This window comes from Myroides odoratus, from assembly GCF_965118575.1.
GTDB lineage: Bacteria > Bacteroidota > Bacteroidia > Flavobacteriales > Flavobacteriaceae > Flavobacterium > Flavobacterium odoratum_B.
The window spans coordinates 74,383-88,612 of record NZ_CBCPHW010000016.1; the positions used below are offsets into that span (position 1 = coordinate 74,383).

The 14,230-nt window shown below is 35.5% G+C and carries 12 protein-coding genes; 2 read left to right on the forward strand and 10 right to left on the reverse strand.

Translation table 11 applies throughout. The features are described 5' to 3' along the window. Positions 1-4 precede the first annotated feature (4 nt). Together ACMHJ2_RS13580 and ACMHJ2_RS13585 are read right to left on the reverse strand one after the other, a co-directional pair. Complete coding sequence (locus ACMHJ2_RS13580; protein ID WP_413513403.1) at positions 5-1,204, reverse strand: aminopeptidase C; 1,200 nt, start codon at positions 1,202-1,204, stop codon at positions 5-7. Positions 1,205-1,373: 169 nt separating this feature from the next. Then, entirely contained in the window at positions 1,374-3,275 is a 1,902-nt protein-coding gene (locus ACMHJ2_RS13585) for an alpha/beta fold hydrolase (protein ID WP_413513404.1), read from the reverse strand. Positions 3,276-3,557: 282 nt separating this feature from the next. Here ACMHJ2_RS13585 and ACMHJ2_RS13590 point away from each other — a divergent pair, with 282 nt between their 5' ends. After that, entirely contained in the window at positions 3,558-4,805 is a 1,248-nt protein-coding gene (locus tag ACMHJ2_RS13590) for a dicarboxylate/amino acid:cation symporter (RefSeq protein WP_413513405.1), read from the forward strand. Between the two features lie 29 nt (positions 4,806-4,834). Further along, positions 4,835-5,527 carry a DedA family protein gene (locus tag ACMHJ2_RS13595; protein WP_413513406.1) on the forward strand — a complete coding sequence of 231 codons (693 nt, stop codon included), beginning with the start codon at positions 4,835-4,837 and terminating at the stop codon, positions 5,525-5,527. A gap of 78 nt (positions 5,528-5,605) precedes the next feature. Here ACMHJ2_RS13595 and ACMHJ2_RS13600 read toward each other — a convergent pair whose 3' ends face one another. The 8 genes from ACMHJ2_RS13600 to ACMHJ2_RS13635 form a co-directional block, all read right to left on the reverse strand. Continuing rightward, on the reverse strand, positions 5,606-5,941 hold the full coding sequence (locus ACMHJ2_RS13600; protein ID WP_413513407.1) for a ferredoxin: 336 nt from the start codon (positions 5,939-5,941) through the stop codon (positions 5,606-5,608). 2 nt (positions 5,942-5,943) lie between these two features. After that, the gene (locus ACMHJ2_RS13605; RefSeq protein WP_413513408.1) at positions 5,944-6,996 is read right to left on the reverse strand and encodes an NAD(P)/FAD-dependent oxidoreductase; all 1,053 of its coding nucleotides are present in this window, start codon (positions 6,994-6,996) and stop codon (positions 5,944-5,946) included. A 111-nt stretch (positions 6,997-7,107) separates the two neighbouring features. After that, positions 7,108-7,347, reverse strand: coding sequence for a NifU family protein (locus tag ACMHJ2_RS13610; RefSeq protein ID WP_413513409.1), 240 nt, complete (start codon positions 7,345-7,347; stop codon positions 7,108-7,110). A gap of 22 nt (positions 7,348-7,369) precedes the next feature. Beyond that, complete coding sequence (locus ACMHJ2_RS13615; protein ID WP_413513410.1) at positions 7,370-8,500, reverse strand: P-loop NTPase; 1,131 nt, start codon at positions 8,498-8,500, stop codon at positions 7,370-7,372. Positions 8,501-9,159: 659 nt separating this feature from the next. Further along, positions 9,160-9,969: a GIN domain-containing protein gene (locus ACMHJ2_RS13620; protein WP_413513411.1), complete on the reverse strand. Its 810-nt coding sequence runs from the start codon at positions 9,967-9,969 to the stop codon at positions 9,160-9,162. A 19-nt stretch (positions 9,970-9,988) separates the two neighbouring features. Beyond that, the gene (locus ACMHJ2_RS13625; protein ID WP_413513412.1) at positions 9,989-12,370 is read right to left on the reverse strand and encodes an ABC transporter permease; all 2,382 of its coding nucleotides are present in this window, start codon (positions 12,368-12,370) and stop codon (positions 9,989-9,991) included. An 8-nt stretch (positions 12,371-12,378) separates the two neighbouring features. Further along, positions 12,379-13,134: a GIN domain-containing protein gene (locus ACMHJ2_RS13630; protein WP_413513413.1), complete on the reverse strand. Its 756-nt coding sequence runs from the start codon at positions 13,132-13,134 to the stop codon at positions 12,379-12,381. A gap of 11 nt (positions 13,135-13,145) precedes the next feature. Further along, positions 13,146-13,850 carry an ABC transporter ATP-binding protein gene (locus ACMHJ2_RS13635; protein ID WP_413513414.1) on the reverse strand — a complete coding sequence of 235 codons (705 nt, stop codon included), beginning with the start codon at positions 13,848-13,850 and terminating at the stop codon, positions 13,146-13,148. Between the last annotated feature and the right edge of the window lie 380 nt (positions 13,851-14,230).

Consider the following 14,230-nt stretch of genomic DNA (forward strand, 5'->3'; position numbering starts at 1 on the left):
TTACTTAAATTTTTAATTTCTTTTTCATGTCTTTAGACAAGGCATCTTTATGTACCATAAAGTCTGTTGTTTTGTATTTTACGTATTCTTTCGACATATACATATAGCCTTTGTGGTCATTGGAAATACCCCAAGAATTTTTCACAATATAATATTCACGTCCATTTTGATCTTTTGCAATTCCAACAATGTGCATTCCATGATCATCCGTTGTTGAATAAGTATCAAATGCCTCTTGACGCATTTCTGCGGTTACTTTACGTTCTGCTTGTGGTCCATTGAAAATTTCCTTGCGCTCTTCTTCATTCATCTCGTCCCACTCCTTTTCAGGAACATATGCTACTCCATTTTTCCAACTGAATGATTTTTCACTAACATCACCTCCCCAAGCAACTGTAAACCCATTGTTTACTGCTTGGTCAATAATAGCTGTTAACTCCTCAACTTTTACATTATATACTTGATCAAAAGCCCAGTTATCAGGTACTAATAACACGAATTTATCATAGTATGGATAATTCATATCTGAACCAATTTCAATGTAGTCATCCACATTAATTCCAACCACTTCTTTGGCAAAGGTTTGAGGTGTATACTCTTTACCTTCCCATTTGAATTTTTCAGGAACTTCACCCAAATACGCATCGATTACAGCAGTATAAGCTTTCTCCCAGTTTGGCGTTAATTTTCCATTCGGATTAGAAACGACTGCTTTTAAAATTCCTTCTTGAATAGCCGCCATTTCAGCGAATTGATTCTTTTTTGTACCATAGTTTAATCCGGTATACACCTCTTGAGGTACAGCACCGTATTTGCGATACATATTCATTACATCATGAAAAGCTCCACCATCTCCCAAGGTTACTGCCCCTTGCATGCGTACATACATTTTTCCTTTTTCAACATATGCATTACGCGCAGAAAAAATTTGAGAAATTTCTACAGGACGTTTACCCATACGCATCATTTCTGACTCAATGAAAGAGTTAGCTGAATAACTCCAACAAGTACCCGATGATCCTTGATTTTTAATGGATGTATTCTCAATATCCACTACTGGCTTAAACTGATAAAGCTCCTTGCTCTTATCACTTGCATTTAATTTTAACGCATTAACAAGATTATCTTGTGCAAATGTAATTGACGCCGTACTAACAGATAAAACTGCCGTCAATACCCATGATTGAATCGTTCTTTTATTCATTTTACTTGTTGTTATAGTTGTAAATATAAAAAAACATTCGCTAATGACCGTGAATAGATAAAGAAAACGTTTTTCATGAGGGTTATTTTTAATCTAGCCTATGCACCCATTCTCATCGCTCCTTTTCATTTTCCAAAAAAAAAGCAATCCGAAAAGGATTGCTTTTTTTTTATAATGTTTCTTTTAACCAACGGAAAAATTCACCTTGCCACACTTGTGCATTTTGAGGTTGAACTACCCAGTGATTTTCTTCAGGTAAGTATAAAAATCTACTTTTAATCCCTCTAATCTGAGCCGCTTGGAAAGCTTCTTGTCCTTGTCCAATCGGCACACGGTAATCTTTACCCCCTTGGATAATTAAGATCGGTGTGTTCCATTTATCCACGTTGTTAATTGGGTTAAAGTTTTTAATCGCATTTTGGGCGTCTTTATTGTCTTTTTCCCAATATGCTCCGCCTGTATCAAAAGTAGGAAAAAATACTTCTTCTGTCGTTCCATACATACTAACTAAATCAAATACACCACAGTGAGATATAAACGTTTTAAAGCGGTTTTCGTGAATCCCTGCTAGGTAGAATACAGAATACCCTCCATAACTTGCTCCAATAGCTCCTAAACGATCTTTGTCGACATATTTTTCTTTGGCAACATCATCAATAGCGGCTAAATAATCTTGCATTGGTTTTCCACCCCAATCTTTGCTGATTGCTTCATTCCACTCTACGCCGTGTCCTGGCATTCCTCTTCGGTTTGGCGCAACGATAATGTATCCTTCAGCGGCCATTAATTGGAAATTCCAACGGAAAGAATAAAATTGTGATAAAGCAGATTGTGGGCCTCCTTGTGCATACAACAAAGTTGGATATTTTTTATTTGGATCAAAGTTAGGTGGATAAACAACCCAAGTAACCATATCTTTTCCATCTACTGTTTTTACAATGCGCTTCTCACTTTTGCTCAATGCTATTTTTGAATACGCTTCATCGTTTACTTTCGTCAATTGATTCCACGTTTTTTTCTTTAAGTCATACGAAAAAATTTCTGTTGCATGATTAAAATCGGTACGTGTAAGGACAACTTTATCTCCATCCAAACCAACGATGCCCGTTACATCAAAATCCCCATCGGTTAGTTGTCTAACCCTTGGAGCGATGCGTTTTAATCCAGGGAAATTCACTTCAAATAATTGAACCGTTCCACCAACTGCAGCAACGAAATATACTTTGCTACCATCTTTACTCCATTGGTAACTGTCTACTGTACCATCCCAATTAGCGGTTAAGTTCTGTTCAACCTCTCCAAAGCGAACGATGATATCATTTTTATCCGCTTCATAGCCATCGCGTTTCATTTGTAACCAAGTCAAATGACCTTGCGGTGAATAAGTTGGATGTGTATCATAACCTACATTCGATTCCGTTAAATTTTTAGTTTGCTTGGTTTCTAAATGATACGAATACAAATCTGTATTTGTACTCAATGCATACTCGGTTCCAAATTTCTTTTTGGAAACATAAACAATTGATTTTCCATCTGGAGCCCATACATAATCCTCCGCGCCGCCAAATGGTTTTTGTGGAGCATCATAAGGTTCATCCTGCATGATGTCAATTTTGTTCTCTTTATCGTCTATTGAAGCATAAAATACGTGGTTATGTGTTCCATCGTTCCACGTATCCCAATGTCTGTAATCCAATCCATCAAACACATACGTATTCGACTTTTCCATGGTTGGGTATAAATCTTTACCTAAAACTTTATTGATTTTAACGGCTTCATCAAATAAAATATGTTTTCCGTCAGGCGAAATAGCAGCATCGCTAACTAAATCTTTAGCATTTTCAATTGCAACAGGTTTACCTCCAGCTAATGGGATTTGATACGTTTTAGATTCAAAACTATTTTCTTCCATCTTGGCATGAGTCACTTTATAAATAAGATTTTTCCCATCCTTGGTAATTCCAATTGGGCTTACTCGCCCTAATTTCCACAAGAGTTCTTTTGTCATTACCTCTTGAGAAAAGGCATTAAAACACACTAAACTCAAGGCAAACAAAACTATTTTTTTCATATTCAGTAGGTTTATTGAGGGGTAAATTTAATCTTTTCTTTCGAGAAAACAGAAGCATTCGTTCTAGATGCTGTTAAATCCAGTCAGAAAGGCCCTTTGAAAAAGAAGTAAAATCTCTTTTCTATTTTAACCTTTACCTTCAATATCCATCTAAAATATAATAAATCCAACAATAAATAAATATTAATACAGAAAGGAATCCGTTTTGAAGTGTTATTTTTATCTAAAACATGGAAATATTATAAAAATAATAACTATTTTCACGAACAAATTTTTTCACCTATGAAAAACAATAAACTTTTTATTGCTATCATCATCGCCTTAGTCTTGGGTGTTGTTTTTGGAAGCATTATTCATTACTCACTGCCTGATTATATTGCTGGTTTTTCAGAAAACATCAAATTACTAGGAACTATCTTTATTCGCTTGGTTCAAATGATTATAGCACCTTTGGTATTCTGTACACTTGTGGTGGGAATTGCCAAAATGGGCGATATGAAAATGGTAGGTCGAGTGGGAGGTAAAGCAATGGGATGGTTTATTACCGCTTCTTTAGTATCACTTAGTATTGGTTTAATTCTTGTCAACTGGTTTAAACCGGGTGCTAATGCTAATTTCAACTTAGAGAATACCTCTTCGGCTAGTGATTTACTAACGAGAACCAATGCGTTGAGTCTTCAATCTTTTATTGAGCATTTAATTCCAAAAAGTGTCTTTGATGCTTTTGCTCATAATGAAATCCTTCAAATTGTCGTTTTTGCGGTCTTTTTTGGTATAGGATTAGCGAGTTTGGGTAAGAAAGGAAAAGTGGTTATCAAATTATTTGATCGCATTGCAGAAGTTGTCTTAAAGATGGTTACTTATATTATGTGGACTGCTCCCTTAGGCGTTTTAGGAGCTATTGCAAGTGCTGTTGCTTTATATGGCTTGGGTATTTTCTTAACTTACGCCAAATATTTACTAGCCTTTGTTTCCGGTTTAGTAGTCTTATGGACTGTTTTAATACTCGTTGGCTACCTAATCTTAGGAAAAGAAGTATGGCGTCTTTTAAAAGCGATTAAAGAGCCTTTACTAATTGCTTTCTCTACAACAAGTAGCGAAGCTGTTTTTCCTAAACTAGTAGAACAATTAACTAAATTTGGTTGCTCGCCTAAAATTGTATCCTTTACTTTGCCTTTAGGTTATTCCTTTAACTTGGATGGCAGTATGATGTATTTGACTTTTGCGAGTATATTTATTGCACAAATCTACGATGTACCGATGACATTAGGCGATCAAATTCTAATGCTACTCGTATTGATGATCACTAGTAAAGGAGTTGCCGGTGTACCGCGTGCCTCTTTGATTGTAATTGTAGCTACTTGTGCGATGTTTAACATCCCACCTGAAGGAATTGCCTTTATCCTACCTATTGATCACTTCTGTGATATGGGAAGAAGTATGACAAATGTATTGGGGAATGCCCTATCAACAGCTTCTATTGACAAATTTGAAAACAACACGAACGATTCTCCACTCACAGAGAATTAATATGCTATAAGACAGAATAAAAACAAACTATGGACGAATTTCACTTCTCACAATTAATCAATCCTGAGTTCTATATCAATTTAGAGATTGCCGGACACTCTATTGGAATATATGTTGTACTATTTATTGTATTTGCCGAAACCGGTTTATTTGCAGGTTTCTTCTTACCAGGAGATAGTTTACTGTTTCTAGCGGGTATTTATAGCACCTCTTTAATGCAAGAAATCTTCCCAATCGAAAGCGATTTTTTAAATGTTGCCTTGTTATCCACCTTAGTAGCCTTAGCTGGAATTCTCGGAAACACCTTTGGTTATTGGTTCGGTGCCAAGAGCGGCAATTACCTCTACAATGTAAAAGACAACTTTGTTTACAAGAAAAAATACTTATATGAATCTAAAGTGTTCTTTGAAAGACATGGAGGAAGAGCAATTATCTTCGCAAGATTTCTACCTGTTGTAAGAACTTTTGCTCCAATTGTTGCAGGAATCGTTCGCATGGATATCAAACGCTTTATGATTTATAACGTAATTAGTTCCTTCTTATGGGCAACCACTTTAATATTTGCAGGTCATTATCTACAAGTTTGGTTATTAGATAGCTACGGAATCAATTTGAAAGACTATATTGAATATATTGTGTTATTCTTAGTTTTAGCAACGACTTTACCTATTATTATAAAGTTGGCAAAAAGAAAGAAAACAGAAACGATTACAGAAGAATAAAAACAAAAAAGCGACGTTGAAAACAACGTCGCTTTTTTTATCCTTAGAGGTATCTTTTCACCTCTATACTTCACTCATTTACTCTGCAGGAGCTAGTTCAATAATTAAACCTTCCAACTCTGGAGAAATACCTATTTGACAACCTAAACGACTAGTGTCTTTGACATTTAAGGCCTCCCAAAGCATTGCTTCCTCCTCGGGATTCATTTCTGGCAAATCAACTTCCTCTGCATTGCGTACGTAACACTGACAAGACGCACACATGGCCATTCCACCACAAATACCGATAGTTCCTTCGGGTGCTAATTCATAGGCACGAACCACTTCCATGATATTCATACTCATATCTGTTGGCGCATCGACAATGTGTTCTACCCCTTCTCTATCAATAATTGTAATTTTAATATCTGACATGACTATTCAATTGATTTAACAACAGCTTTTTCTGCTTCTTTTCGCGTACCATCAAATCCATTAATACCCGAAACAGTGGTGTATTTCAACACGTATTTCTTTCCAGGATTTATCAAATTGTACACACTTTGGCACATTAAAGTTGCTTCGTGAAAACCACATAAAATCAACTTTAATTTCCCTGGATATGTATTAACGTCACCAATTGCATAAATACCAGGGATACTGGTTTGATAATCTAATGCATTATTTACTTTAATTGCATTTTTTTCAATTTCTAATCCCCAATCTGCAATCGGTCCCAATTTAGGTGTCAACCCAAATAAAGGAATAAAATAATCACAAGGAACTTCTTGGTTTACACCCTCACAGTCCACAACAACAGCCTCCAGTTTTGTTGTTCCTTTTAATCCAACAATTTCAGCTGGTGTAATTAATTTAATTTTTCCTTTATCTTTTAATGCTTGTACTTTCTCTACAGAATCTAAAGCTCCTCTGAATTCATTACGTCTATGTATTAAATACACTTCTGCCGCAAGATCAGCTAGATAAATACTCCAGTCAAGTGCAGAGTCACCTCCACCAGCAATAACTATTTTTTTACCTGCAAACACCTCTGGGTCTTTCACGAAATACTCCACGCCTTTATCTTCATAAAAAGCCAAGTTTTCTAACTCTGGCTTACGTGGCTCAAAAGAACCTAAACCTCCAGCAATTGCCACAGCTTTACCGTGGTGTTTTGTACCTTTATTGGTGGTAACGATAAACGTACCGTCTTCTTGTTTTTCAATTGTTTCAGCAACTTCATTTAGGGTAAACCCCGGTTGGAATTGCTTAATTTGTTCCATTAAATTATCAACTAATTCTGCCGCTCCAACCGAAGGATATCCCGGGATATCAAAAATAGGCTTCTTCGGATAAAGCTCTGTTAATTGTCCTCCAGGTTGAGGCAATCCATCAATTAAATGACATTTCAATTTTAACAAGCCTGCTTCAAAAACAGCAAACAGACCTGTTGGTCCAGCTCCAATAATAATTATATCGGTTTCAATCATGGTGTAGTTCTTTAATACAAAGGTACCCTTTGTAATGTTTATTAAAAATGATAAAAGTCAACCAGTCACCAAGAGAACTCTCTCTTTAGCAAAGGGTTGACCATGTTATTTTTATCCAACATTAACTACCGTCTCGATTTGTGGTGCATATTTTTTAATTGTAGTTTCAACCCCTGCACTCAACGTCATTTGATTCACACTGCAAGCTGTACAGGCACCTTCTAAGCGAACTTTCACGTGCTTGTTATCAACTATCTCAACTAATGTAATATCTCCTCCATCGGTTTGTAAAAACGGGCGAATCTCGTCTAACGCCTTCATAACGTTTTCTCTGATAGTTTCTGATGCCATATATTTAGTATATAAAATGGTTTTATTTTTTTCCTACTGCTGAACATCCAGCCATAGTGGTAATTTTAATTGCCTCTGTAGGAGGTAATGAGTCATTGCGTAAGACAACCTGCTCTACGACATTTCTAGTAATTTCTTCAAATACTTTAGCAACAATTGTATCTTTTTGTAAAGCCGCTGGACGACCAAAATCGCCAGATTCGCGAATACTTTGAACAAGAGGTACTTCTCCTAAGAAAGGTACAGCTAAGTCTTCTGCAAGATTTTTAGCTCCGTTTTCTCCAAAAATATAATATTTGTTGTTTGGTAATTCTTCTGGTGTGAAATACGCCATATTTTCAACAATCCCTAGGACGGGCACATTGATACTTTCTGAAGCGAACATCGAAACTCCTTTTTTAGCATCAGCTAAAGCTACTGCTTGAGGGGTAGATACCACTACAGCACCTGTTACGGGTAGTGATTGCATGATAGACAAGTGAATATCTCCAGTACCTGGAGGCAAATCCAATAACAAGAAGTCCAATTCACCCCAATCAGCATCAAAAATCATTTGATTTAAGGCTTTGGCAGCCATAGGACCTCGCCAAATAATAGCTTGATCTGCTTTTGTAAAGAAACCAATAGATAAAATCTCAACGCCATACGAAGTAATCGGTTTCATTTTAGAACGCCCTTCTACCTCAACGGAAATAGGCTTTGCATTTTCTACATCAAACATAATAGGCATCGAAGGACCATAGATATCTGCATCTAAAACGCCAACACTAAAGCCCATATTCGCTAAACTTGCAGCAATATTTGCTGTAACTGTAGATTTCCCTACACCGCCTTTACCAGAAGAAATCGCAACGATATTTTTAATACCTGGAATAGCTTTTCCTTTTATCTCTGGTTTTTCAGGTGCTTCAACTTTGATGTTAACTTTTACCTTTGCTTTTTCATATACCAGTTCGTGAATCACTTTCATCACATCTACTTCGGCTCTTTTCTTAATATGCAAAGCGGGTGTTGCCAAAACTAAGTCAACAACAACCTCATCTCCAAAAGTCATTACGTTGTTAACTGCCCCACTTTCAACCATATTTTTCCCTTCTCCAGCAATAGAAATAGTCTCTAATGCTTTCAGAATATCTTTTCTATCTAATTTCATTATATGCGATTAGTTTTCAATATTTTAATATAAATCTTGACTTACGCAAATATAGCAGTTATATTTGAAATTTGGATGTTAATATATTCTAAATACAAATGACTAACGCCCTTGGTATTATAGGTGGTTCGTGTAGTTTAGGGTCCTTTTTTTAACTAAAAAAATGCTTTTTATTTCATTCCGAATCAACGCGAATTCGGCATTTAATACCTGATTTTTTGCCGTATTAAATGAAAAACATCTGCCTTTCCATTCTCGTATTTAACTAGTGTTGTTTGAAAGGATTATTGAGCCAAAAGAATACTCGATTTCAAGTCTAGGATTAAATTGATAAACCGTATTAAATCCAACAAATTCCCTTTCAAACACGAACGCAAAAAAATTCGTTTGCTGTGCTTCTATTTGATATAAAATGCCTTTCCCACTTCAATTTTGACACGCCTCCGCTCATAGAATGAAAAAAATATAAGGCTCAATAATAGCAAGCACTTGTTCTAATCAAGTGGCCATTGGAGTGTGGGAAACTAATTTTTAAACTAAGACTCGAAAATTCTCTCTACATCGTATATCCCTTTTTTTATGGGTTCCACTGGTCAAAATTATGTAGTTTTTAAAATACCATAGATCTAATTTAAACCAGTAGAAACCATATGTTATAGTTATTTCACTATTTCAATCTTTCCTCCAGATGATTTTTTTACATCAACTAAAGAAGCAGATCCATAGATAGAAATTTTTCCGGATGAACTTGCTTTTCCGATTACTTCTTTAGTCACCGTCAAGCGCATAGATGCCGATGAACTTGCTTTAGCATTAAGGGTATGGATAGTCCAATCTTTCCCCTCAATTTGAGCGGAACTCGAAACTGTAGCACTCACGTCTTTAGCTGTTCCTTCCATCTCAATCTTAGAGGAACTACTTGCGGTTACCTCTACTTTATTTCCTTTTAAATCTAAATCAATTTTAGCAGAGGAGCTTGCTTCAATAGAAGCTGAATTTGCTACTTCAAATTTGCCTTCTATCTTGGAAGAGGAGCTCGCTGTAAGAGTCAAATTATCGGACTGAATCCAATCTGCCTCAAATTTTCCTGAACTACTTGCTGTTGCTTTAAAATCTTTAGCTACCACTTTATTCTTCACATTGAATTTGGCGGATGAAGACACATAAGCTCCTGTCAAAGTTGGGTTACTTACTTTCACTTGAACTCCATTAATTGAAGTATTAAACACCCCTTTCGGTTTGTCGATATACACTTGTAAAACACCATTTTTCACCTCTGTTTTTACATATTGTAAATCACCTTCATTTTGTACTTGCACCTCAACTGACTTAGCTCCACCAAAGGTAAAATCCAATTGGACACTCTGTGAAACTTGTACTGCTGAAAAATCCTGTACTTGTCTTGTCTCTTGCTTTTGTGCAAATACGGCGCTTCCCATCAATAGGAATACCAAAGCTAATTTTTTCATATTCTATAATTTTTTAAATTTATTCGTATTTAATGCGTTTAATAAGATCCATTTTTGTTGCGATTCGAACTTTGGCCCAGACCATACAAACAACCAAAAGGACCAAAATAAAAAAAGAAACGATAAACGGGTAAAGCTCTATTTCTTGTCTGTAGTTAAATTTATTCAACCAAGCATTCATTACCCAACAAATGGGGTAGACAGCGAATAAACAAGCCAAAATCACAACAATAAAGAAAGGTTTACCAAAGTAAAAGAAAAGTTCACGCGTACTAGCACCAACAATTTTTCGAATGACTATTTCCTTTTGCTTCTGTTCCAAATAAAGGGATAAACTAGCATATAAGCCAAATAAGGCCATAAAAACAACAGCCATATCCCAGGCCTTAAACATGCGTTTTTGCGATTTTATATGTTGATAATTTTCTTCAAATTGTTTAACCATGGTTTGCTGTTCAAAAGGATATTCATAATCTACATTCACCATCCAGAAAGCATGCAAGCGCTCTAAGGTTTCGAGTGTATTAAAATTCGTATCCAATTCTATCGATACATACTTAATTTTATACGGTAGAAATCCAATATCCTTCCATCGAAACAATACAATAGGTTGTATCGCTTCTTCAAAACCATTGCTAAAATAATTTTTAATCACTCCTTCAATCAAATAAGTACTTCGATCATATGAAATTACGTTGCCCAAAGCTTCTTTAGGAGTTACTCCCATTTTTAAGGCAAACTGTTCATTAATCCAAACTTTTGGCAGGCTATCCACTTCAATAGGTTGATAAGCTACCTTTTCAAATTCGACTAAATCAATATACTGCTCATCGATGCCTTCCATAACAAAATCTGGAATTTGTTGCATGCCATAATAAGCAGTGTATTTAGTTTTAATTGACTTGTCTTCATAAGCAATCGTAGATAGGGCAACCTCTTTGATGCCTTCTATTTTTTTAATTTCTTGAATTAGCTTGTCATTTCGGTATAACTTACGGCGAATTTGTTGGGTAAATAATTTCACTTGAACGACTTGTTCTCCTTCAAATCCACGGGATTTATCTTCCATATACTGTACTTGTCTTGCAATAATCCATCCACCTACTAAAAAGAAAAAAGCAATCGCTACTTGCAGACATAAGCTGACTTCTCTTAACTGAGGTCCTTTTTTTTGCTTGATATATACCTTCCCTTTATACATCTGCTGGACAAGTCGAGAAGCATATAGTGAAAGAATACCTCCAGCAAAAAGTACGATGAGACCAATCATTACGCAAATTCCACCCCAGAGTACGCGATGATTAACATCGATAGTTTGATGTAAGAATGCATTGTATATGGGTAAGCTAAATTCAACCAGAACTAACGCAATTCCCAAAGCCATTAAAACATTCAATAATGTTTCAAAACCAATTTGAAGCATTAACTGTCCTTTGGAGCTACCGAGAATAGACCGAACTTGAAATTCTTTCAATCGCGCAAGGATTCCCGCCTGATTTAGATTGATATAATTTAATACAGCAAGTAAAAAAATCAAAAGAGAACACCCCACTAATAAATTCAATGTTTCTACTTTGGTTCTTCCCTCCAATAAAGCTGTCTGTTTAGAAATGAAACGCCCTTCTTTGAATGGAGAAAGCAAAACATTGTATTTTGCCCTCTTCTCATGGGATCCAAACTCTTGTTCTTGATTGTTTTCAACAAGTGATACAAGATTTGATTCAATTTCACCAAGTTTGCTTTCATCTTTTACTTTAACAAGTAATCCACCGCCGTTTTCTTGCCATAAAGAAGCGTTTACCTCCTCATTCCATTCCATGTTCATCAAAACGATATCAGGCATGATAGTCGCTTTTTGATCCAACTTATACACTCCAGCAATTGTATAAGCATTATGAGCTAAAGACAGGATTTGTCCTAATGGATTTTGATCTGGAAAAAACTGATTTGCAATTTTTTCAGAAATAGCGATATGATTGGAATTTTCTAATACCTGGTCTGGACTTCCATATATAAATTGAAAATTCAAAAATTCAAAAAAAGTACGTTGTGTATTTAATATTTTACCTACTACCGCTTGCTCAAAGTTACTTTCTGCATAAAAATCAATATAATCTAAGGCATAATAGCAATAGTTTTCTATCTTGTTTTGTTGTAGTAGTTGTGGCCCAACCGCAGCGGGTACAACAATGGGATTTGCTTCTTCTCCAACGCTTACGTTCACTTCGTATAGTTGGTCTACATCCGCAATCCATTTATTATAGCTCCATTCAGCTTGCAAGAAAAAAAAGGACAACAGCAAACACGCTATACCAATAGCTAAACCTAAAATTGTCCAACAAAAAAACCAAATGGATTTTTGAATATTTTTACTAAATGTATGTAACCAACTGTATAGCATGGCCGTGTTTAATTAGATTTAACAGATCCCATAGAATCTGTGTATTTTTTCAACTCTTTAGGTGTATTGTAATAAATCACTTTTCCCATAGAATCTGCATAAGCATTTAAACTTTCTATTGGATAAACCTCCGCTTTTCCCATAGAGTCTGCCTCTACCTTAACAAACTTGGCCTTCAAACTTTTTCCATCAAATTTAGCCGCACTATCTACGATAACTACTAAATTTTCAGTATCACCTGTCAATATCACTTTTGCTGCACTATCAATACTTACCTTGATATTCTTCGCTATAATATCACCTTCATACTTAGAGGCTGAATCTAAATTAACATTCACCGTATTGGCTGTGAAATTAGCATTTAATGAACTTGCTGCATCGGCTTTAATCGTAACCATATTTCCCTGTACACGTCCATCTGCATGTACATGAACGGCAGTACTGATATCATAATCAACAATTTTAGGTTGCGCAATAAAAACTTTTATTTTAGAATTATAAATAACTTTATTCTTATTTTTTTTTGTGCTCATATCAATATAAAGTACACTCCCCACTTGTTTGACTGTAATCTTTTCAATATCGGTTTGTACTCCTTCTACACGAACAGCAGTAGATTCTGAATTAGTATCTACATTGACTTCTACAGGCATTGATGCAACTAATTTGGTTACTTTTCCCGCAATTGTATGTGTTTGCTTTGCTTGTGCATTAGCAAGCAACGTAAACAACATCACTAATAAACTTAAAAAAAAACGTATCATATATTTTGGGTTTAAATGGCAAAAACATCTACTATTTTAGTATTTATCTTTTCAGATAAAATCATTCCATCCTTCATCAAAATCGTACGCTCCGAATAGGAGGCATCTTGATTTGAGTGGGTCACCATGATAATGGTTGTTCCTTGTTGGTGTAATTCTGTTAATAATTCCATTACTTCAGCGCCATTTTTACTGTCTAAATTTCCTGTTGGCTCATCGGCTAAAATAATTTTCGGATTGTTAATCAACGCTCTTCCAACCGCTACTCGCTGTTGTTGTCCTCCTGAAAGTTGTTGTGGATAGTGTTTTAATCGATGTACAATATTCAAGCGTTCTGCAATTTCCATGACGCGTTTTTTGCGTTCACTACTAGGCACTTTGTTGTAAATCAAAGGCAATTCAATATTGTCAAATACGGATAATTCATCAATTAAGTTGAAATTCTGAAAGATAAATCCAATATTTTTTTTTCTAATAATGGCTCGTTGGTTCTCTGTCAAACCCACCATCTCTTTTGCTAATAAAAGGTAGTTGCCAGAAGTAGCATCATCTAATAATCCTATAAGGTTTAGTAAGGTTGATTTACCACAGCCCGAGGGACCCATAACCGAAATAAACTCCCCTTTTTTAACTTCTAATGAAACCTCATTCAACGCTGTTGTCTCTACATCTTCCGTTTGAAAAATACGGGACAATTGTTTTATTGATATAACCATAACTACTCCTTTAACTGTAAATAATTCACGTTTAAATACTTCTTATAACTTGATATTACAACTTTTTATCCAACTGACAAACCAGAAACCACTTCGAGATAAGCTGGATGTTCACGTCCTAATTCTACTTGTCGTATTTTGCTTTATTGTTCTTATGTACCTATACCCCTTCCCTTCTCCATTGTTATCGACCCTAACACTTCCTTTGGCCAATAAGAGTCGTTGTTCTTTCCCAGACAAAAAAACGTGATTCTCATACTATTTCCTTCTTGTAGCTTCATTTTTTCTTGCCTTGAAAAATTGAGTTGCTTTACGTCCACTTGATTCAATTGTTTTTCGCTTTTGCCGTAGGACAAACGCTCAACGGTCTGATTCCATTT